This window comes from Synechococcus sp. OH20 (assembly GCF_047502685.1).
In the GTDB taxonomy this organism is placed as follows: Bacteria; Cyanobacteriota; Cyanobacteriia; order Thermostichales; family Thermostichaceae; genus Thermostichus.
In genome coordinates, this window is record NZ_JANSIQ010000059.1 from 1 (window position 1) to 17,597 (window position 17,597).

Annotated in this window: 20 protein-coding genes; 9 read left to right on the forward strand and 11 right to left on the reverse strand. The window is 59.0% G+C overall.

Annotated elements, in window-relative coordinates:
• Positions 1-210: 210 nt before the first annotated feature.
• From NW826_RS12625 to NW826_RS12645, 5 genes are all read left to right on the forward strand, one after another.
• Positions 211-777 (forward strand): class I SAM-dependent methyltransferase, encoded by a 567-nt coding sequence (locus NW826_RS12625; RefSeq protein WP_414510300.1) that lies wholly within the window; start codon positions 211-213, stop codon positions 775-777.
• A 101-nt stretch (positions 778-878) separates the two neighbouring features.
• Entirely contained in the window at positions 879-1,322 is a 444-nt protein-coding gene (locus tag NW826_RS12630) for a SufE family protein (RefSeq protein WP_414349115.1), read from the forward strand.
• Positions 1,323-1,335: 13 nt separating this feature from the next.
• A complete protein-coding gene (locus NW826_RS12635) occupies positions 1,336-2,439 on the forward strand; it encodes a metal ABC transporter solute-binding protein, Zn/Mn family (RefSeq protein WP_414510301.1) in 1,104 nt (367 codons plus the stop codon).
• Positions 2,436-3,212: a metal ABC transporter ATP-binding protein gene (locus NW826_RS12640; protein WP_414510302.1), complete on the forward strand. Its 777-nt coding sequence runs from the start codon at positions 2,436-2,438 to the stop codon at positions 3,210-3,212. The genes NW826_RS12635 and NW826_RS12640 overlap by 4 nt, the downstream gene beginning before the upstream one ends.
• 9 nt (positions 3,213-3,221) lie before the next feature.
• Positions 3,222-4,058, forward strand: coding sequence for a metal ABC transporter permease (locus tag NW826_RS12645; RefSeq protein ID WP_414510303.1), 837 nt, complete (start codon positions 3,222-3,224; stop codon positions 4,056-4,058).
• Here the strand turns inward: NW826_RS12645 and NW826_RS12650 are convergent.
• Entirely contained in the window at positions 4,055-4,810 is a 756-nt protein-coding gene (locus NW826_RS12650; RefSeq protein WP_414510304.1) for a hypothetical protein, read from the reverse strand. The genes NW826_RS12645 and NW826_RS12650 overlap by 4 nt on opposite strands.
• Positions 4,811-5,176: 366 nt before the next feature.
• Here NW826_RS12650 and NW826_RS12655 point away from each other — a divergent pair, with 366 nt between their 5' ends.
• On the forward strand, positions 5,177-5,995 hold the full coding sequence (locus NW826_RS12655; RefSeq protein ID WP_414335863.1) for a DUF1350 family protein: 819 nt from the start codon (positions 5,177-5,179) through the stop codon (positions 5,993-5,995).
• On the opposite strand, the gene NW826_RS12660 is transcribed toward NW826_RS12655, so the two are convergent.
• Positions 5,992-6,402 carry a hypothetical protein gene (locus tag NW826_RS12660; protein WP_414349167.1) on the reverse strand — a complete coding sequence of 137 codons (411 nt, stop codon included), beginning with the start codon at positions 6,400-6,402 and terminating at the stop codon, positions 5,992-5,994. The genes NW826_RS12655 and NW826_RS12660 overlap by 4 nt on opposite strands.
• 232 nt (positions 6,403-6,634) lie before the next feature.
• Between NW826_RS12660 and NW826_RS12665 the strand changes: the two genes are divergently transcribed.
• Complete coding sequence (locus NW826_RS12665) at positions 6,635-6,844, forward strand: hypothetical protein (protein WP_414335866.1); 210 nt, start codon at positions 6,635-6,637, stop codon at positions 6,842-6,844.
• A gap of 206 nt (positions 6,845-7,050) precedes the next feature.
• On the opposite strand, the gene NW826_RS12670 is transcribed toward NW826_RS12665, so the two are convergent.
• Both NW826_RS12670 and ribD read right to left on the reverse strand, forming a co-directional pair.
• Positions 7,051-8,082, reverse strand: a complete 1,032-nt coding sequence (locus tag NW826_RS12670; RefSeq protein WP_414510305.1) for a hypothetical protein — start codon at positions 8,080-8,082, stop codon at positions 7,051-7,053.
• Positions 8,083-8,443: 361 nt separating this feature from the next.
• Positions 8,444-9,544, reverse strand: a complete 1,101-nt coding sequence (gene ribD, locus NW826_RS12675) for a bifunctional diaminohydroxyphosphoribosylaminopyrimidine deaminase/5-amino-6-(5-phosphoribosylamino)uracil reductase RibD (protein WP_414335881.1) — start codon at positions 9,542-9,544, stop codon at positions 8,444-8,446.
• Between the two features lie 243 nt (positions 9,545-9,787).
• Between ribD and ppc the strand changes: the two genes are divergently transcribed.
• Positions 9,788-12,724, forward strand: a complete 2,937-nt coding sequence (ppc, locus tag NW826_RS12680; protein WP_414426955.1) for a phosphoenolpyruvate carboxylase — start codon at positions 9,788-9,790, stop codon at positions 12,722-12,724.
• Between the two features lie 40 nt (positions 12,725-12,764).
• On the opposite strand, the gene NW826_RS12685 is transcribed toward ppc, so the two are convergent.
• Complete coding sequence (locus NW826_RS12685) at positions 12,765-13,571, reverse strand: Ycf66 family protein (RefSeq protein ID WP_414367760.1); 807 nt, start codon at positions 13,569-13,571, stop codon at positions 12,765-12,767.
• 165 nt (positions 13,572-13,736) lie between these two features.
• Here NW826_RS12685 and NW826_RS12690 point away from each other — a divergent pair, with 165 nt between their 5' ends.
• On the forward strand, positions 13,737-14,138 hold the full coding sequence (locus NW826_RS12690) for a hypothetical protein (protein WP_414335877.1): 402 nt from the start codon (positions 13,737-13,739) through the stop codon (positions 14,136-14,138).
• A gap of 262 nt (positions 14,139-14,400) precedes the next feature.
• On the opposite strand, the gene aroH is transcribed toward NW826_RS12690, so the two are convergent.
• From aroH to NW826_RS12720, 6 genes are all read right to left on the reverse strand, one after another.
• Positions 14,401-14,775 carry a chorismate mutase gene (aroH, locus tag NW826_RS12695; protein ID WP_414334481.1) on the reverse strand — a complete coding sequence of 125 codons (375 nt, stop codon included), beginning with the start codon at positions 14,773-14,775 and terminating at the stop codon, positions 14,401-14,403.
• Between the two features lie 90 nt (positions 14,776-14,865).
• Complete coding sequence (locus NW826_RS12700) at positions 14,866-15,555, reverse strand: V4R domain-containing protein (RefSeq protein ID WP_414510306.1); 690 nt, start codon at positions 15,553-15,555, stop codon at positions 14,866-14,868.
• 64 nt (positions 15,556-15,619) lie between these two features.
• Complete coding sequence (locus NW826_RS12705; protein WP_414334477.1) at positions 15,620-16,102, reverse strand: hypothetical protein; 483 nt, start codon at positions 16,100-16,102, stop codon at positions 15,620-15,622.
• A 45-nt stretch (positions 16,103-16,147) separates the two neighbouring features.
• On the reverse strand, positions 16,148-16,399 hold the full coding sequence (locus NW826_RS12710; protein ID WP_414334475.1) for a hypothetical protein: 252 nt from the start codon (positions 16,397-16,399) through the stop codon (positions 16,148-16,150).
• A complete protein-coding gene (locus NW826_RS12715; protein ID WP_414334474.1) occupies positions 16,396-17,079 on the reverse strand; it encodes a V4R domain-containing protein in 684 nt (227 codons plus the stop codon). The genes NW826_RS12710 and NW826_RS12715 overlap by 4 nt, the downstream gene beginning before the upstream one ends.
• Before the next feature lie 147 nt (positions 17,080-17,226).
• A complete protein-coding gene (locus NW826_RS12720) occupies positions 17,227-17,538 on the reverse strand; it encodes an Hfq-related RNA-binding protein (RefSeq protein ID WP_414510307.1) in 312 nt (103 codons plus the stop codon).
• Positions 17,539-17,597: the final 59 nt, after the last annotated feature.

Consider the following 17,597-nt stretch of genomic DNA (forward strand, 5'->3'; position numbering starts at 1 on the left):
CAGCCTCGTGAGTCTTGGATGCTTCAGCTCTACTTCAGAGACCCGGTACACGGGAACGATGAAGCAACTGGGGCAGAAGAAGAGACAAAAATCTCGCCGTAAAGCGGATGGGGAAACTCCACCCGCCTGCGCGGTGGGGTAGTTCATTAGCTGAGCAATACATTGCTGGTTGCGCTCACCAGGCTTGCCTATAGCAAGGGGTTCCTGGAGATGAGGAAAAGCCTTAGCATCTGGCATTGGCTGGCCCGCCGATATGGGCTTAGGCTCTTGAGTGCTGCCGATATAGCCGTCAATGGCTCGCGGCCCTGGGATCTGCAAGTCCACGACGAGCGGCTTTACCTGCGCTGCTTGCTCTATGGATCCCTGGGCTTTGGCGAGGCCTACCTGGAGGGGTGGTGGGATTGCGAGGCTATTGACGAGTTGGTTTGTCGTCTCCTCACCGGTCAGGCAGTGGAGCAAGTGGGCTGGCCGGTTCGGCTCCTGCTTGCCTTGGACAGCCGCTTTATTAACCGTCAGGGGGCCAGGGGAGCGTTTGTGGTTGGCCAGCGCCACTACGACCTCGGCAGTGATCTCTACGGGGCCATGCTGGATCGCCGCCTGATCTATAGCTGTGCCTATTGGGATGGGGGGGCACAAATCCTGGACGAGGCGCAGGAAGCCAAGCTGAAGGCCATCGCTGCCCACGACGGCGCCGCTGCCGAACAGATTAACCAAGAAGCACTGCGCTGGACCCTGGCCAATGCTGGCCCCATTGTGCGCGCCAGCCAAGCTATATAGGGATCCCCCCATCGCCACACCTAGTGCTTCTCCTCGGCAGGCTCTGAGGCGGCGTGCTACGATGACTTTTGATTATCATTCTCATTCAGGCAAGTGGGTTGATGCCCGAAGCTCTGCGGCAGATTGTGGGTCGCTTTCAAAAGGCCAGAACTTCTCGTCAGAAGTACGAGTTGCTGCTGGCCTATGCCAAGCGCCTGCCCCCTTTCCCCGATTCCCAGCGCACAGAGGAGAATCTCGTGCGGGGTTGTGCCTCGCGGGTGTGGCTGGCCACCGAGTTAAGGGACGGCAAGGTCTACATCCAGGGAGATGCCGATGCCCAGTTGGTCAAGGGCTTGGTGGCCATTTTGGTGGAGGGGTTGAGCGGCCTAGCGCCAGAGGAAATTTTGGGGGTTTCCCTGGAGTTTGTGCGGGAGATGGGCCTCAACTTCAGCCTTAGCCCTTCCCGCTCCAACGGCCTGGTGAGCATGTTCTCATTGCTGCAGCAGCGGGCCTTGGCTTTCCAGGAGTCAGGCGCTTCCGACGCTGCTGTCTCTGTCGTCTTGTGAGGTATTAGGACTCATGGCTAATAACTCTCTGCGTTCGGCCCGACCCGTGCGATCGCTGGTCTCGCTGGTGGCGGCCCTCTCGGTCGGGATCCTGGGTGGCTTGCAGATGCGCCAAGAAGAGTCCCGGGCCCAACGGGGATCCACCCCTCCGCAGGTGGTGACCACAATCCTGCCGATAACGCAATTTACCCGCGCCGTGGCCGGGGAGCGGGCCGAGGTGAAACCCCTGATCCCTCCCCAGATGGGGCCCCACGACTTTCAGGCTCGACCCGAGGATGCGCGCCTGCTGTCCCAGGCGGATGTGCTGGTGATCAACGGGTTGGGAATGGAGACCTTTTTGGAGGGATTGATTGCCAACGCCGGCAATCCGAAGCTGCGCATCATTGACAGCAGCCAAGGGATCCCGACTTTGCAGACCCAGGAGCCAGAGCATGGGCATTCCCACGGCCATGGCCATTCTCATGGTCACGGGCATGGTCACGGCCACAGTCATGGACACTCTCATGGGCACAGCCACGGCGAGTTGAACCCCCACATCTGGCTGGATCCCAGGCGGGCCATTCAGCAGGTGGAAAACATCCGCGATGGCCTCATTGCTGTCGATCCAGAAGGGGCAGAGACTTACCGCGCCAATGCCGCTGCCTTTATCGAGCAACTGGAAGCTTTGGATAAAGAAATCGAGCAGAAATTAGCTCCCTTCGCCGGCAGGAGCTTTGTGGTCTTCCACGACTTTGCCCCCTACTTTGCCGAGCGCTACAACCTCAAAGCGGAGTTCCTGGTGGAGATCCCGGAAGCCAGCCCCTCTCCGGAAGATGTGCGCCGGGTGATGGAGACGGTGCGGCAGTCGGGCCTAAAGACAATCCTGGTGGAGCCACAAGTGGGGAAGGACAACCCCTTTGAGGTCTTGGCCCGGGATCTGGGGGTACAAGTCCGCGTATTCGATCCCTTGGAAACTGCTGGCCCAGAGGGGATCGAGCCGGAGTACTACCTAACCATCCTGCGGCAGAACGTGGAAAACCTAGTCTCCGCCTTCGAGAAAGAGAAGGCCTGGGTTCCCCTACAGTTGCCCTTGGTGGGTCAGGCTGCTCTCGAGCACCTGCTGGCAAGGGGGCGATGAGCTTCCATTCTGACGAGGTTGTCCTGCGGGTGGAGGAGCTGACGGTCTATCGGGGATCCCACTTGGCCGTGCAGAACGTGTCGTTTGCGCTAGAGGCGGGATCCCATACGGCCATTGTCGGCCCCAACGGCGCCGGCAAGAGCACCTTGGTGCAGGCCATCTTGGGCATCCTGCCGCGGCAGTGTGGCTCGGTTTACATCCTAGGGGAGCCGCTGCGTCTGTCGGGGTATTTGCCCCAGAAAGTGCGGCAGCAGATTGCCTACGTGCCGCAGCGCTTGCACTTCAACCCCGCCATTCCCCTGACGGTGGCGGAGTTTGTCGCCCTGGGCTGGGGATCCCTTAGGCCCCGCTGGCCCTGGCAGCAGCGAGCTGCTCGGCAGGAGGCCGTCCAGAAAGCCTTGCAACGGGCCGAGGCTCTGCACCTGGCCTCTAAGACTCTGGGTCAACTGAGCGGCGGCGAGCTCAAACGGGTGTTGTTGGCCTATTGTCTAGTCTGGCCGCGGCGGCTGCTGGTGCTGGACGAGGCCCCCGCTGGTCTAGATAGCCTCAGCGAAGGGGAATTCTATCGGCTATTGGAAGAGCTGCGCCGCTCCCTGGGCTGGGCCATCCTGCAGGTCTCCCACGACCTGGAGATGGTGTCCCGCTACTGCGACCGCGTGTTGTGTCTCAACCGCTCCCTGATTTGCCAGGGATCCCCTGAAGCGGCCCTGGCGCCGGAGATGCTCAGCCGCGTCTACGGCCCCGCGTTTGCCCGCTACATCCACCACCACTGAGGAGGGGCAATGCCGGAGACCTGGGCGCAGGTGGTGGAATGGCTGCAGCTGCCCTTCATGCAGCGGGCTCTCCTAGGCGGCATCCTGACGGGGGTGACGGGGGGGCTTTTGGGCAGTTTTGCCATCTTTCGGCAGTTGGCGTTTTTTAGTGATGCCTTGGGGCATTCGGCGCTGCTGGGTATTGTCCTGGGAGTGGCCCTGGGGCTGGATCCCACGGCAGTGCTGATGGTGTTTGGGGTAGTGTTTGCCCTGGGGGTGACTTTTGTCCTGGAACGCACCCAGCTTTCGGCAGATGCGGTGCTAAACATCATCTACTCCTCCTCCTTGGCTCTAGCCATCATTGGCCTCAGCCTGATCCCTGGCTACCGCGGCAACCTTAACCAGTTGCTATTTGGGGATATTCTCGGCATCAGCCTGCCGGCCTTGTGGATGAGCGGCCTGCTCCTGCTCTTGGCCCTGGGGTATATTGGGCTGACCTTGCCTGCCCAGATGCTGCTCACCCTGGATGAGTCGCTGGCGCGGGCGCGGGGGGTAGAGGCGGGCTGGCAGCGGTTGGCCTTTGTGGTGCTGCTGGCTTTGGTGGTGGCCCTGTCGATCCGCTCGGTGGGGGTGCTATTGGTGAGCGCTTTTGTGGTGATCCCTGCCTCGACGGCGCGGCTTTTGGGATCCAACTTTACAACGTATGTGTTGCTGGCCATGGGCTTGGGGGGCTTGAGTGCGGTGTTGGGGATCCTCCTCTCGGCTGCCTTCAACCTGCCCTCCGGCCCCAGCATTGTGGCCACCCAGTTGCTGTTTTTTCTCCTGGCTATGGCGCTCAAGGGGGCGCCGCAACTGCTGCGGCTCTAGCTGTCGGCCATCCCAAAAGTTCTTTCTGGCAGAAGCTGGCCGAACAGGCGGCGGTAGCTCTCCGGGAAAACCTGGCCCATGAGGGTGGGCTGCTCGTAAACCCGCTTCAGGGTGTTGAGATCCCGTTTGGTGATGGTGGGCACCCGCAGCAGGCGGCGATTGCCGGTAGCCGCTGCATGGTGGCCGCCGTACATCAGATCCCGCGGGTTGGGACTATGGCCCCACAGCCCCAGCCCATGGCCAATCTCGTGCCGGGCCACCGCCGTCACTTCTGCCAACCCCTGGCCTTCGGCAATGACAATGCGCACCCGCTGCTGCAGCGAGCCATCGGCGGCAAAGAAAAACTCAGGCCGGGCTGCCCCCGCTATCCCTTCGCCAATGGCAGGAACGCGGTAGATGCTTATCCCGTAGAGGGCCTCCTCTTCTTTGCCCACCACCTTCAGGGGGAGGTAGGCCGACCACTCCTTTACCGCCTGCTCCACAAAGGTTTTCCACTGGGGGTGATCTCCCTGAATGTAGACAGGGACGGGGTAGAAGGCCCACTGGGCGTAAGCTCCACCCGGCAGCAGCGGCTCGATTTCTTCGAAGTAATCTCCCGCCGACTTATCGTAGGTGTAGCGGGCCAGGCCAGGGGGCAGTTGTAGGCGTACCGGTTGTGGCAGTTCTCCGGCTTGGGCCTGGAGAGCCTCTATGTCAAAAAGATGCAGAACCGGCAGGGATGCTCTGCCCCCTACTGCCAGGGCGAAAAGCATTGCCCAGCCGACGATGCAAAGCTGTAGAACGCGCCGATGGATCAAAGCCGACTTCTACCTATCTCCCTACCAGGTTAGTGGCTCGGCGGGCAGGCGTCGATTTTCAACTGCGAAGTCTGCATCACGATCCCCCACGACACCCCACCCTAGGCGTGCTGGAACTTCAACCTGAGGCAGGACGGAGCTTTGCTTGCTACATCGGAAGTCCGCCTGGGGATCCCCATGTTTGGGCAGAATATCCATTAGCATGAGTTCCAGGGGCTGGCCAAACGGGACGCGAGGAACCGCGCGAAGTGGCAAAATCGGACTGCCGGGCGCCGGGTTGTGGGGAGAGCCCCAACAAAATCGCAGGTGAGGTCGCAAACCATGGCACCGACTTGGCAGACAGATGGGCACACTTGGTTTCTTCTGCCCGCTCAACCCCGTGCCGTAATTCACTTTCTGGGCGGAGCGTTTGTGGGAGCTGCCCCGCAAGTGTTCTACAGCCGCCTGCTCGAAGAACTGGCCCGCATGGGCATGGCCATTGTGGCTACCCCCTACAGCACCGATATCGATCACGCTCAACTGGCTCTCAATGCAGCCCAATCTTTGCACAGAAGCCTGCAAAGCAAAAATTTGCTAGGTCTACCCCTGTTTGGCTTGGGCCATAGCCTGGGCTGTAAGTTGCAGATCCTCTCTTGTCTGGCCATGGGATCCCAGCGGCGAGGCAATATTTTCCTGGCCTACAGCAACGCCGGGCTGGATCGGGCTCTGCCCTTGCTGCGGCTGTTGGCTCAAGCTTGGCCTCAACAACAACTGTCCGATCTGTGGCGGATGTGGATGGGATCCTCTTCGCCGCCTGTGAACCTGTGGTTGGAGTTCGAGCCTTCTCCGGCAGAAACCAATCGCTTAATCGAGGAGCAGTATCCGGTCAGCAACAACCTGCTCGTGGAATTTCGCCACGATGATATCGACGATGTTCCTCTGCTTTACCAACAGCTTTGCCGCAAGTATCGAAGTTACACAGAATGGCAACACTTGGAAGGGGATCACCTAACTCCGCTGGGTTTTAGCTACCCTTTCCCAGTTGGGGAAGAATTCAGCCCCATCGATGCTTTTGGACAGTTGATTTACCAAAGCTGGCTGGCCCCCAACCACCAGATGATCCGCAGCATTCAAGCCTGGCTATCCACCCACCTCGCCTAGTCAAGCCAGCTCAGATCGGAAAGCAGATCCAGATCTTGAGAGTGGGAAAAGGAGGAGTGCGCCTGGAGATGAAACAACATCTGTAGGGTGTCGCTCATGAGAAAGTAACAGGTCAAGACGCCACCGGCAGCCACGGCCACCAGTGTCCCGGCCAACATGCGCGAGAACTCCTGACTCTGAAAAGCCTGCTCCATCAGGCGCAGGGCCCAGAATCCCAACAGGACAACAATAGCAAGGATGATCAACATATCGTAATCTATCGTAACAAGCCTGCTGCCCAACGGCCATTGGCAGAGTTGAATAAGAATATAAAGAACCTGGTTGCCCCTCATGCTCGATGACTCGGCGTCGGTGTGCAGAAGCGCCTGGATCTGTAGTCCTTTCCGGTTGGCCTTGTTGCGGGCCATGAGCACAAAAGGGATCCCGCCGGCGAGATCGCAGATCACCGACCGGTATCGTCTGGCTCCTCTGGGCCGGCAGTTGCTGCAAGATCTGGAGAGGAGTGAAGCGAGGATCTCCGCAAGCTGGGCAGAACAGGCTGACCTGCTGGCGACTGCTCTCCTGAGGATCCCCTACACTGGAGCTAATTTTCGATGGTCGCCCTGGAGGTGAGATGTGTTACGGCCAAAGTTGAGGCGTGTGCCCGGATCCCTGGCACTTCAACGTTCTCTTCAAGCTTCTTTGCAACAGCGCAGCCGGGCGATCAACCGTCGCCGCACACTGCTCTACCGCAGAACTCGCTTGCTCCACCGACGCAACTTGCCCCTTTACCTGCGCAACTTGCTGTTGCAGTACCGCACCAGCTTTATCTACAACCTCAAAGCCAGGCCCGTGATCAGAACTCGCTAGAGAATGTCGAGCTATCTTTTCACTCTCAGCGCAATAGTCTTCACAGCGCGAAAAATAGGCAGATGGCGATGGACATCGCCCTACCGGAAAAGCCTGGATTTATAGTCAAAAATTGTTCTCTGTAAGCCTTATCTCCCCCTTCCTTCTAAGAGAGAGGCTGGGCTCCCTCCGAGAGAAAAGAGTTGGAAGTGGGAGCCAAGCTAAGGCTACCGAATTGTGAAGCGGCCAACTTCTATCTTCTCGCCGTTGACCTGAACCTCGACACGGTAGCGCCCGGTGTAGGGTTGGCTGAAGCTGAGAAAGCCTCGCACCGTGTCGGCCAAGGGATCCCAGGGAAAATCAAACTTGCGGATCAGTTGCTCGCCCCCGGCTTCTCCGCCCTCGTAGTACCAAAGCATCTCCACCTGGGCGTTGGCAGGGAGGCTGCCCACCGGCAAGATGGCCCAGACTAGGGTATCGGTGGTCTTGAACTCGGTCGTGGCCTCGCCAGGGCTGCCGTCTGCCCGACCTCGGTGCAGGCTGATCACGCTTGTCCCCGCCTCGTTTGGGGCCTTCTGGCTGTAGGCGCGGGCATCCGCTTGCGCTTCCTGACCGAGACGATCCAGCTCGGCCAGCAAATCTTCCTGCTGCTTCAGGGCATCGGTTGCTTCCTGCAGCCAGCGGGCGATCTGCCGCTCTGCGGTTGGGGCTTCTGGAGCTGGAGAAGAAGGCTTTCGGGTGACCCCCGTAAGGTTTTGGATGGGAAAGCCCCGAGCCGTCCCCACCTCGCTGCCCAGCAAGTTGAGCCAGCGACTCCGGATTTCGGGTGTCATCTCTGGCTTGGTGGCGTAGGCAATGCGCACAGGGCCGTCTGGGCCTTGGGTGATGCGGCCAATCTCATGCTCTTGGATCCCGGCAGCCTGCCCACGACAGCCGGCGCTACGGAACTCGTAGAGAACATCTTCTTCGCCCTCCCAATGAAACTCCCAAGTCATTTGGAGACAGTTGGCCAAGAGGTCATCCCGAAGGCGGTTGGCCACCAAGCGCGGCGATCCCTCGACATGAATGTCCATGACGGAGAGCATTTCACTCCAAGAGGACAAGCTCTCTCCAGGCCGTGTAAGAAGGGTTAGAGTAAGCCCTTCCAGGACTTGATGATCGGCGAAAACCCACTCCCCCAATCCTTCAATGAGGACATTTCCTGAGAGGCTGAGGTAAGGCGAGGTAAAGAGCAGGCCGGCAAAAAGGTTTAACATCATGATGATCCTCCCTACCAGGATTTGTACTGGGAAAGTTCTCAATCAGCTCGCCGGGCAAGCAATGAAAAACGACTGGACAAAGAAGCTAGAGTCTTCGTCATTACCTTTCACAAGGTTCACCTCAGGAGAATCTTGACAGATCCCTACAGCTTGATTTTGCTGACCTTACCGAAAGATCCTTATGACCCCCTAGAATATCGGCCAGCATAGCACAGTTGAGCTCAATTCTGAAACCTACTTTGCAAGAATGCTGTATTTTTCTGATCAGTATATTCATTTACATTGAACAGATATCAGTCTGTTCGTTCAGACACTTAAAACCCTCCGGATAGCCCTCGCGAATTTGTCAACAATCGATCTCTTAGTCATCGGGGCTAGAAGAGGGGATCTTCCCGGTGATCAGCCAGTTATCCCCCACAGTCTGCAGTTGCGGCTCCAGCAGTTGCCAGCTCTGGTTAACGTCAGGGATCCCTTCTCCTCCTACGGGGGTTGGGGCGTCGGCCCCGCCCAAGATCTTGGGAGCGATGAAGGCGGCCACTTTCTGGATGGCCCCATCTTTGAGGGCTGCCCAGGCCAGGGTGCCGCCGCATTCCCAGAGGGCGCTCAGACAGCCTCGCTCGAAGAGGGCCTGTGCTGTCTGGGCCGGGGTTACTTGATCCAGGTGCAGCAGCTCCACCCCTTGCTTGGCCAGGGATCCCCAGAGGGAATGGGTCTCTGGGGCTTCGGTGATCACCAAAGTTGGTGCTTCTTCCACCTGCCACAGGTGCGCCAGCGGGGGCAGATTCAGAGAGCGGCTGAGAACCACCCGCAGGGGCTGGGATCCTTGAAAATCCGGCAGGCGGCAGGTGAGGCGGGGGTTGTCGTGCCAGACGGTTTTGGATCCCACAATGACTGCATCGTGCCAGGCCCGCTGTCGGTGAACCCACTCTCGCGCCAGGGGGTTGCTAATCCACTGGCTGTGGCCGGTGGCGGCGGCGCTCTTGCCGTCTAGGGTCATGGCGTATTTCAGCAGGCCAAAACACCGTTTCTGCACAATGGCGAAGGCAAAGCCCTCGTTCAATTCTTGGCACTCCTGCTCCAGCACTCCCACGGTTACCTCAACCCCGGCCTCCTGCAGGCGGCGGATCCCTTTGCCGGCCACCAGGGGATTGGGATCCTGCATTCCCACCACCACCCGCCGGATCCCAGCCGCCAGAATGGCCTCGGTGCAGGGGGGGGTACGCCCATAGTGGTTACAGGGCTCCAGGTTGACGTAGAGGGTGGCGCCCCTGGCCAGGGATCCCGCCTGTTGCAGAGCCAACACCTCTGCGTGGGGCTGGCCGGCCCCTGGATGAACGCCTTCTCCCACCACCTGCTCCCCCTGCAGGATCACGCAGGCCACCCGCGGATTGGGAGAGGGGCGCTGCGATGTGGAACGGGCCAGGGACAAACACCGCTCCATCCATTGCCGATCCGAGGTCATAAAATGGGCGTCCAGTCCAGGGGGCTGAAGCTGGCTATAGAGCTGCCAGTTGACGGTCAAAAGCTACGATAGATGCTCTAAATTCTAGCTCGGCTACCTGACGTCAAGAGGTGGGTATCGATCCAGATACGGGCAAGAAGTTGCCCCCGCCAATTCACAACCTCCTGACCGTGATACCTGCTACATCTTGGGTTTCGACAAACAGGCTCTAATATTGGGATGGTTGTTCTAGGAGCTGCCTTCATGACCTCTTCCCCCCACCTGACCGCTGCAGAGTGGGCAGCGGCTTCTGCCAACGGGCTGAAGGAGGCTGCCCTGCTTGGGGAACGCGATCCCTTGGCCCATCCCCTCCAAATCAACGAAGCCTTCAACCACAGGAACAACCTGTTAAACCGTCGCCTGCAACTGGTGGAAGAACTCTGGGAAGCCGTAATCCTGCAGGAGTGCGGGCAGTCTCTGGTGGAGCTGTTGCGGCGGCTGCGTTCCATGTGTTCCCCAGAAGGACAAGCCCTGGAGTACCCGATCCCAGAGGTGCTGCAAATTATCGAGCATCTCAGCCTCGATGCCACCATTCAAACGGCGCGCGCCTTTGCCCTGTTTTTCCAGTTGATCAACATTGTTGAACAGCACTACGAACGGGCCGAAGACTCCGACATGCGCATGGTGGACAGCCAGCAGCGCACGGTGCGGGAAAACGAAAAATTTGAACGGTTGTTCCCTTACCTGCGGGCTCAAGGAGTGCCGCCAGGCCTACTGCGCCGACTGCTGGAGCAGTTGCACATTCGCATGGTGTTCACCGCCCACCCCACCGAGATCGTCCGCCACACCATCCGGGAAAAGCAACGGGCCTTCTCTCGCCTGCTCAGCCAACTGGATTGGGCAGAACAGACTCAGCCTTTGCAGGCCCAGATGTTGAAAGAACAGATGGCGGAAGAGGTTTTGCTTTGGTGGCGCACCGACGAGTTGCATCAGTCCAAACCGACCGTTCTGAACGAAGTCGATTACACCTTGCACTATTTTGAAGAGGTTTTGTTTCAGGCTATCCCGCTGCTGCACGAATACCTCAGCCGCAGCTTGAAAAAAGCGTTTCCCGGCGTTGAGCCGCCGCCGGCAGGATTTTGCAACTTCGGCTCGTGGGTGGGCGGGGATCGGGATGGCAATCCTTCCGTCACCGCCGATGTTACCTGGCAAACGGCCCGCTACCAGCGCAACCTGATTTTGGGCAAGTACATCGAATCGGTGAAGGCGCTCACCAAAACCCTGAGCGTCTCTTTGCACTGGGGGGATGTGGACAGCCAACTGCTGGATGCCCTCGAGCAAGATCACCGCCTCATGCCGGAGGTTTACGAATCGTTTTCGCTGCAGTATCGCCAAGAGCCCTACCGTCTCAAGCTCAGTTATATGCAGCGGCGGCTGGAGTTGACGCGGGAGCGCAACCGCAACTTGGCCGACTCCGCCTGTCTGCCCGCCCCTCCCCCTGTGGACAACGCCTACGCCAATGCGGAAGAATTTCTGGCCGACTTGCAGCTTATCCAGCAAAGTTTGAAAAACAGTGGCCTTTCTTGCCGCCAGTTGGATCACCTCATCCAACAGGTGCAGGTGTTTGGCTTTCACCTGGCCCACCTGGATATCCGCCAAGACAGCAGCTACCACGAGGCCGCTCTCACCGAGATCTTTGAGTACTTGCGCATTTTGCCGCGGCCCTATAGCCAGATGACGGAAGAGGAAAAAACGGCTTTTCTTCTGCAGGAGCTGCAGACCCGTCGGCCCCTCATCCCCCTGGAGAGCCCTTTTTCCGAGAAAACGGCGGAGCTGATCGCCACCTTTCGCACCCTGCGCCGTCTGCAGCAGGAATTTGGCCTGGCCATCTGCCAAACTTATGTGATCAGCATGAGCCGCCAGTTGAGCGATCTGCTGGAAGTTTTGTTGATGGCCAAGGAGGTGGGCCTTTACGATCCCATCAGCGGGCGCGGATCCCTGGCAGTGGTGCCGCTGTTTGAGACTGTTGAAGACCTAAAGCGAGCGCCAGAGGTGCTGCGGCAGTTGTTGGAGATCCCTTTCTACCGCCAGTACTTAGCTCAGCAAGAAGACTTACAGGAGGTGATGCTGGGCTACTCGGATAGCAACAAGGATGCTGGCTTTCTAAGCAGCAACTGGGAGATTTACAAAGCCCAGCAGCGGCTGCAGGCGGTGGCCGAGTCCTATGGTGTGAAGCTGCAGATCTTCCATGGCCGGGGCGGCTCGGTGGGGCGCGGGGGAGGGCCGGCCTACGAGGCGATTTTGGCCCAGCCGGGGCGCAGCGTGGGAGGCCGCATCAAGATTACCGAGCAGGGAGAGGTGTTGGCTTCCAAGTATTCCCTCCAAGATCTGGCCATTTTTAACCTGGAAACCGTTACCAGCGCTGTGATCCAGGCCAGCCTGCTGCGCACCTACCCCAACGACCTGCACGAGTGGTCGCGCTTGATGGAATCCTTGGCAGAGCGCTCCCGCCAGGTGTACCGCAACCTGGTCTACGAGCAGGAGGGTTTTGTGGAGTTTTTCCATGAGGTTACCCCCATAGAAGAGATCGGCCAACTGCAGATCAGCTCCCGTCCTGCTCGCCGCAGCGGTGGCTCGAAAGATATTGGATCCCTGCGGGCTATTCCTTGGGTATTCAGTTGGACGCAGAGCCGCTTTCTCTTGCCGGCCTGGTATGGGGTCGGCACCGCCCTACAAGAATACGTGGCTAAGGGCGAGCACAACCTCAACCACCTGCAGCACCTCTACCGCGAGTGGCCCTTCTTCCGCATGGTGATCTCCAAAGTGGAGATGACTCTGGCCAAGGTGGATCTGCAAATAGCGCGTCACTACGTGCGGGAGATGAGCTCTCCAGAACGTTTGCAGCGGGCGATGGAGCTGTTTGAGTGCATTGCCCAAGAAATGTACCGCACGCGCACAATGGTGCTACAGATTACGGGTCACAGGGAACTGTTGGAGAACGATCCCTACTTGAAGCGCTCGGTGCAGTTGCGCAACCGCTCGATTGTGCCCTTGGGCTTTATTCAGGTCTCTCTCCTCAAGCGCCTGCGAGAGCACCAAGGAGCCCGCGCCGGGCGCACGCGCTACAACCGCGCTGAACTCCTGCGCGGAGCCATGCTCACCATCAACGGCATTGCCGCCGGAATGCGCAACACGGGCTGAACCCCTCAAACGCCGGCCAAGCTCAGATTGGTTCAGATCTTCAGAACAGGTCGTCATCGTACTCTTCTGGCTCCGCCTCTTCCACCTCGACCGATTCCACCTCGACAACGCGGCGGGAGGGACGACGGGGGGGCTCATTCGGGTAGCCTTCTCCTTGGTCTTGGGGCAGACGTGGGGGACGGCGGCGGGTGACCGTGCCTGTGCCGCGCTCCTCCTGCGTATCTACATCCTCTGGATACTCTCCGGTGGCGGGGCGACGGGCCTCTGGCGGCGGGGCGGGCTCATCGTAGTCGGTGTTTTGGCGAGAGCGGGATCCTGGCTCGTCGTAATACTCATCCACTTCGGGTCGGCGGCGCGGACGCACACGGGTATCGCTGGTCAGTTGGGGCCTGGGGCGACGCCCAGGCTCTTCGCTGCTGCGTTTGGGAATGGCGCGACTGTAAGAGGAGGTATCGCGAATGCGGGATCCTTCGGCCCGAGCAGAAACCGTGCGTCCTTGGGCATAGTCATCTAGGGGGTAGGTACGGCTGAAGTCTTTCTTGCGAACGGCTGGACGAACCCCGCCCACCTGCCGTACCTTTTCGCTCAAGAGAATCCGCAACCGGAAAGTTTCGATGGCAAACCAGCCGGCCATCACCGCCAGCAGCACCTGGGCAAAAAACAGCAACGGGATGAGCCGCTGACCCTCCAGAAGCAAACAGATGGAATAGATCAGGCCCATCGTGGCGAAAATCACATCCGATTCAGCGGAGGCCTCTCGCTTGATAAAGCGAACTGCGAAGATGGCTCCACTGGCAATCGCCACCAGCGCTGCCATCAAAAAATAGGGGCTTTGGGTGAGAAACATGCCAGGGATCCCTAAACAATGAAGAGGGGAGAGCGCTAAGCCTTACCCATTCCACAGCCGATCCTAACATCGATCCTCCCGCCGGCACGGACAACACCCGGGTTTGGATCCCTCTTGAATCCATGGGATCGGTGCTAAAATCGGCAACATCTTCCTGCATGTTCCATGCTGTATCTGGCACGGGTACACAAAAAGAGTCTCTTCGGCCAGGGGGAGCTGCAGCTCTTGGCTCGCCAGGCCGAAGAAGGGGTTTGGATCCCACTGCGCCAGCCAGAGTGGGTCACCTGCAAAGATGCCGGCCCTTACAACGTTGGCGTGTTGCTGCTGGTTGAGCTCTCGGAACAGCGGCGGGTAGAGCGGCTGGAAGAGGCGGCCATGAAGCTGGTGGAGATGTTGCACAGCCTGTCTCAAAACCGCAGTCTGGTGGATCTGTCGGAGATCGAAAGCTGGCGGCAATCTTTGACTCGCCAAAGCCAAGAGCTGAGCCGTCGAGAAGCCGAGGTGGCCGCCCGCCAAGAGCAACTGCAACAATGGGAAGCCCGCTTGCGCGAGAAGCTATCTTCCTGAATGCCCTACCGATCTTTTTCCCAAGCCGTCTGAGCCTGCCAGGGCGCGTTGAGACTAGCATAGCTCCCGGCTGCTCTAAGCCAACAACAGACGATCCCCTCTCCCTGAGTCAGCCCAAGCGCTCCGCGCCGCTCACGCGACCACCCCCAACCCCTCTCCCTCAGGGAGAGGGGAGTTAGGGATGGATGTAGTTTCTTCATATTTTTTGTTTGAAATGAGATAAATGGCCGTAACCGCGGAAAACCCCGCGGCTTCCCATCGGTTAAACAGCGCTGAGATCTGGCCTTAACTCGCGGGCACCTCGCAGATACACATGTTGCATGTCAGCTTGGGCAAGCGGAGTATTCAATTGGATCAGAACGCGAATACAACGGGGCAGGTCGCTGCTTACCCCCATCTGTTGCACATCCAACAACGGTACCGATTCCCAGCCGGGGCGACGACGGGCAAATTGGGCGGGAAAAGCCGCATTTAAATCAGGGGTAACGGAAAAAATAACGCTGACCAACTCAGCCAGATCTAGAGCGTTGCGATGTTCCAGTGCGTCCAACAACTCTGTTACTGCCGCTTCAATCGCCTCGGCAGTGTTTGCCGGTACGGTGATGGCTCCCCGAATTGCTCTGACTCGCCACCCCAATGGCCACACCCTCGCGCCTTTGAGCTCGTCTTGCTTCCAGAAAATTATACAGACTCATCTCCACGGGATCCCATCCCCTGCCAGCTCCGGTTAGGGGCCAGGCTGTAACAGCTTCTCCAGGATCTGAGCGTGGCTGAGGCCGGAGTCCACCCAGGCTTCTCCCTCTTTGAGGCGGGCGGCAGCGGTCAAGATAAACAAGTTGCTCTGCGCCCCCAAGGCCTCGCTGGTGGTTTGCACACAGGCCAGATCCTGGCCGGTTAACTGGCTAAACCAAGTGCCCAGCAGGCCTGCTTCCAAAAAGCCCATCGGGCGCTTGAAATGAGGGGGCGTAGCGGCAGCGAAGGGAGAGTTTCGGATCGACACCACCAGCACCCCCTGATCTTTGTAGGTCCAGTCGATCTCGATCAACCCCCAGCCGTGAGCTTTCCAAGCTTGTCTCAGACTTTGGAGGAAAATGCCCATCTCCAGCTCGGCCAGAGGCTTCTGGTAGTAGTCAGAGAGTTCCTGGGCAAAACGGCGGAAAAATTCCTTGCCCCACATACGACCACAGTTGCGCAACACCAGGCGAGCGGCTTGCCCCGTCTCGTATTCCAAGCCGGTGTAGATACCCCTCAGCAATGCCTCTGGAAGGGCCAAGAGACGGTCACCGTGGCGACTCTCCAGCAAGCCTGACTCCAGGTCACTTTGCAGGTAGGCGCTGGGCGCGTAGTAGTTGCCCAAAACAGGCGTATAGGGGTCGAAGCTGGTGGAGCCATTGGGGACAGAGGTGGTGCCGGCCATATGTCAAAGATCCCTGGGCTATCGAGTAGGGCAGCGCAATTGGGAAACTCAGCAGGAGAGACCTCTACTCAGTTGATCTGAGTCCGTCCAAAGAGAGCAAAGCTGCTTGCGCCTGGGTGATCAAGGGGCGAATAAACTCTAGCTCTCCAGGGGCCAGATGATCCCTTAGCTCTTGCTGACAAATCCGATAAGCAACCTCGTAGGCGCTTTGCAGCTTGTACAGGCGCACCTCTTCCTCCATCCACTCGATCAGCCGCTCCTTCAACAGGTTCTCGTCCTGGAGCAACATGGCCAGAGCGCTGTAACGCAGCAACAGGAGCAGGTGCCGCCGGCAGAGATCCACCACCTGAGAGGAAAGGTTGGGCATCTCCTTTTGAAGGGTGTTTAGGGTGCGGCTCACCATCTGGCTCTCCCCCTCCCGTACGGCCCGGTACACGTGCAGCCTTTTGGGCCAGCCGAGCACATAGGCTTTGAGCTGCTCCAGTTGCTCCGGTGTGAGGTAGCGGGCCTCTGCCTCAATTAGCATCTGCTCCAGTGGGCTCACCATCTCGCTCCTCCCAAGGGTCGGTGGGTGCTCAGCGGGTGTCGGAGTTCAAAACAGGCTGAATAAATCGGCCAAAGTAATCTGTTTCTCTTCAGGCTGAGGCGGCAGCGCTGCCGACAGGGATCCCATAGAACGGGCCGCCAAAGTCAGGGGATCCCCCGACCAGGGGATGGAGCCGAAGTACTCCCGCACCCCTACAAAAGGCATGGGCAGCGAGGGACTCTGCCGCGGTCGGCTATCCCAATTTAAATGGGCAAAAAAGCTCTGCACCGACTCTTCCAGAAAAACCTCTGCTGTCATGCTTTGGCCACTCCCTGACCGGAGCGCAACTTTTGGGCAATTTCGCCGGCGCTGGCCCCTTCGTTGAGCCAAAAGGCAGCGGCATCGATGCGATCTTTGCTGCCGAGCAAAAATTTGCAGTAGCTTTCCCCCATGGAATAGCACTGGATCTCGATGCAGTTGAGCTGCCGTTCCACCATGGCGCTAAAAAACCCGGCAAACAATCCGGCGTAGAGGTGGCAAACGGGCTTACCCACATCCCCCAGGGTGCGAGCCACAGCGGAGTCGAACAAATTAATGAAAATAAATCCCTGCCGCCGGCCCTCAGTCTCCACCTCCCAGCGCCCCCAGCCTTGCGAGGTCAAGGGCCACCACCAGGTTTCCAAAAGGAACATCAGGTGGCTCTGCTTGGGTTTGCGCCGATACTCCTCCTCGAACCAGCGGGAGAAGTGGATCGCGTCGTTGCTCCCCCACTCGCGGCCAATGGTGTACATCAACGAGGCAGAGGCATCCCCCACTTCTTCTTCTAAGCCCTGCTGTAGGCCCAGGATAAAGTCTTCGCTTACCAAGACGTTGCGCGCGCCCGTCCAGTCCACCAGGGATCCCTGGGAGGGGTCGAAACGATAAAAGTCTTCGCGGCTGTAGTGATTGTGCCGTTGGGCAGCAGGCTGCAGGGGCAACTCGAGGGGAGTGGTTGTCATAGGGGCGGAGAGAGGGTGTCCATTGTTTCACACTTCTTGCTGAATCATAGCCTTTCCGCCGAGGGCTTTGGCCAGGGCCGTCGATAGCTGCAAGAAAAGAGCCTCTGCTGCCGGGAAGCCAGCGACGGCCAGTGCGGGGACTTGGGTTTAGGAGGGAGGTCTGACTTTGACGAAGGCGATGGCGGAGCGCCACAGCAGCGCTTCCCGCCCTTCCGCATCGGCCAAACAGAGGCAGTCGGGATCCTGCCAGCGCAACTGGCCGACAAAGACATCCCCGGTGTTGAGCTTTACCTCAAGGATCTCTCGATCTTTGATCACTTTTTGCAGGCGACGCACGCTTGGGATCCCGGTGTCGAACTCGGTCACGGCAGCCCTCTTGGCCAGCGAAAGGACGGCAAGCGCACTGCTCTCAGTATAGGGGATCCCTGCTGGCCCGCACCTTGGCTGGACAATCTCCATAGCCGGGATCCAAAAACGCTCTTGCCCTCTGACCCACTTTTTCTTTCGGCGGGTACTAT

Excerpts from the sequence above, each read along its gene's own strand:
- NW826_RS12690 (WP_414335877.1), top strand. The coding sequence starts at position 13,737 with ATGCTGTATCTGGCACGGGTACACAAAAAGAGTCTCTTCGGCCAGGGG.
- NW826_RS12625 (WP_414510300.1), top strand. The coding sequence starts at position 211 with ATGAGGAAAAGCCTTAGCATCTGGCATTGGCTGGCCCGCCGATATGGG.
- NW826_RS12670 (WP_414510305.1), bottom strand. The coding sequence starts at position 8,082 with ATGATGTTAAACCTTTTTGCCGGCCTGCTCTTTACCTCGCCTTACCTC.
- NW826_RS12705 (WP_414334477.1), bottom strand. The coding sequence starts at position 16,102 with ATGGTGAGCCCACTGGAGCAGATGCTAATTGAGGCAGAGGCCCGCTAC.
- NW826_RS12630 (WP_414349115.1), top strand. The coding sequence starts at position 879 with ATGCCCGAAGCTCTGCGGCAGATTGTGGGTCGCTTTCAAAAGGCCAGA.
- NW826_RS12715 (WP_414334474.1), bottom strand. The coding sequence starts at position 17,079 with ATGACAACCACTCCCCTCGAGTTGCCCCTGCAGCCTGCTGCCCAACGG.
- NW826_RS12635 (WP_414510301.1), top strand. The coding sequence starts at position 1,336 with ATGGCTAATAACTCTCTGCGTTCGGCCCGACCCGTGCGATCGCTGGTC.
- ribD (WP_414335881.1), bottom strand. The coding sequence starts at position 9,544 with ATGACCTCGGATCGGCAATGGATGGAGCGGTGTTTGTCCCTGGCCCGT.
- ppc (WP_414426955.1), top strand. The coding sequence starts at position 9,788 with ATGACCTCTTCCCCCCACCTGACCGCTGCAGAGTGGGCAGCGGCTTCT.
- NW826_RS12710 (WP_414334475.1), bottom strand. The coding sequence starts at position 16,399 with ATGACAGCAGAGGTTTTTCTGGAAGAGTCGGTGCAGAGCTTTTTTGCC.
- NW826_RS12685 (WP_414367760.1), bottom strand. The coding sequence starts at position 13,571 with ATGTTTCTCACCCAAAGCCCCTATTTTTTGATGGCAGCGCTGGTGGCG.
- NW826_RS12645 (WP_414510303.1), top strand. The coding sequence starts at position 3,222 with ATGCCGGAGACCTGGGCGCAGGTGGTGGAATGGCTGCAGCTGCCCTTC.
- NW826_RS12720 (WP_414510307.1), bottom strand. The coding sequence starts at position 17,538 with ATGGAGATTGTCCAGCCAAGGTGCGGGCCAGCAGGGATCCCCTATACT.
- NW826_RS12700 (WP_414510306.1), bottom strand. The coding sequence starts at position 15,555 with ATGGCCGGCACCACCTCTGTCCCCAATGGCTCCACCAGCTTCGACCCC.
- NW826_RS12640 (WP_414510302.1), top strand. The coding sequence starts at position 2,436 with ATGAGCTTCCATTCTGACGAGGTTGTCCTGCGGGTGGAGGAGCTGACG.
- NW826_RS12650 (WP_414510304.1), bottom strand. The coding sequence starts at position 4,810 with ATGCTTTTCGCCCTGGCAGTAGGGGGCAGAGCATCCCTGCCGGTTCTG.
- NW826_RS12660 (WP_414349167.1), bottom strand. The coding sequence starts at position 6,402 with ATGGCCCGCAACAAGGCCAACCGGAAAGGACTACAGATCCAGGCGCTT.
- NW826_RS12655 (WP_414335863.1), top strand. The coding sequence starts at position 5,177 with ATGGCACCGACTTGGCAGACAGATGGGCACACTTGGTTTCTTCTGCCC.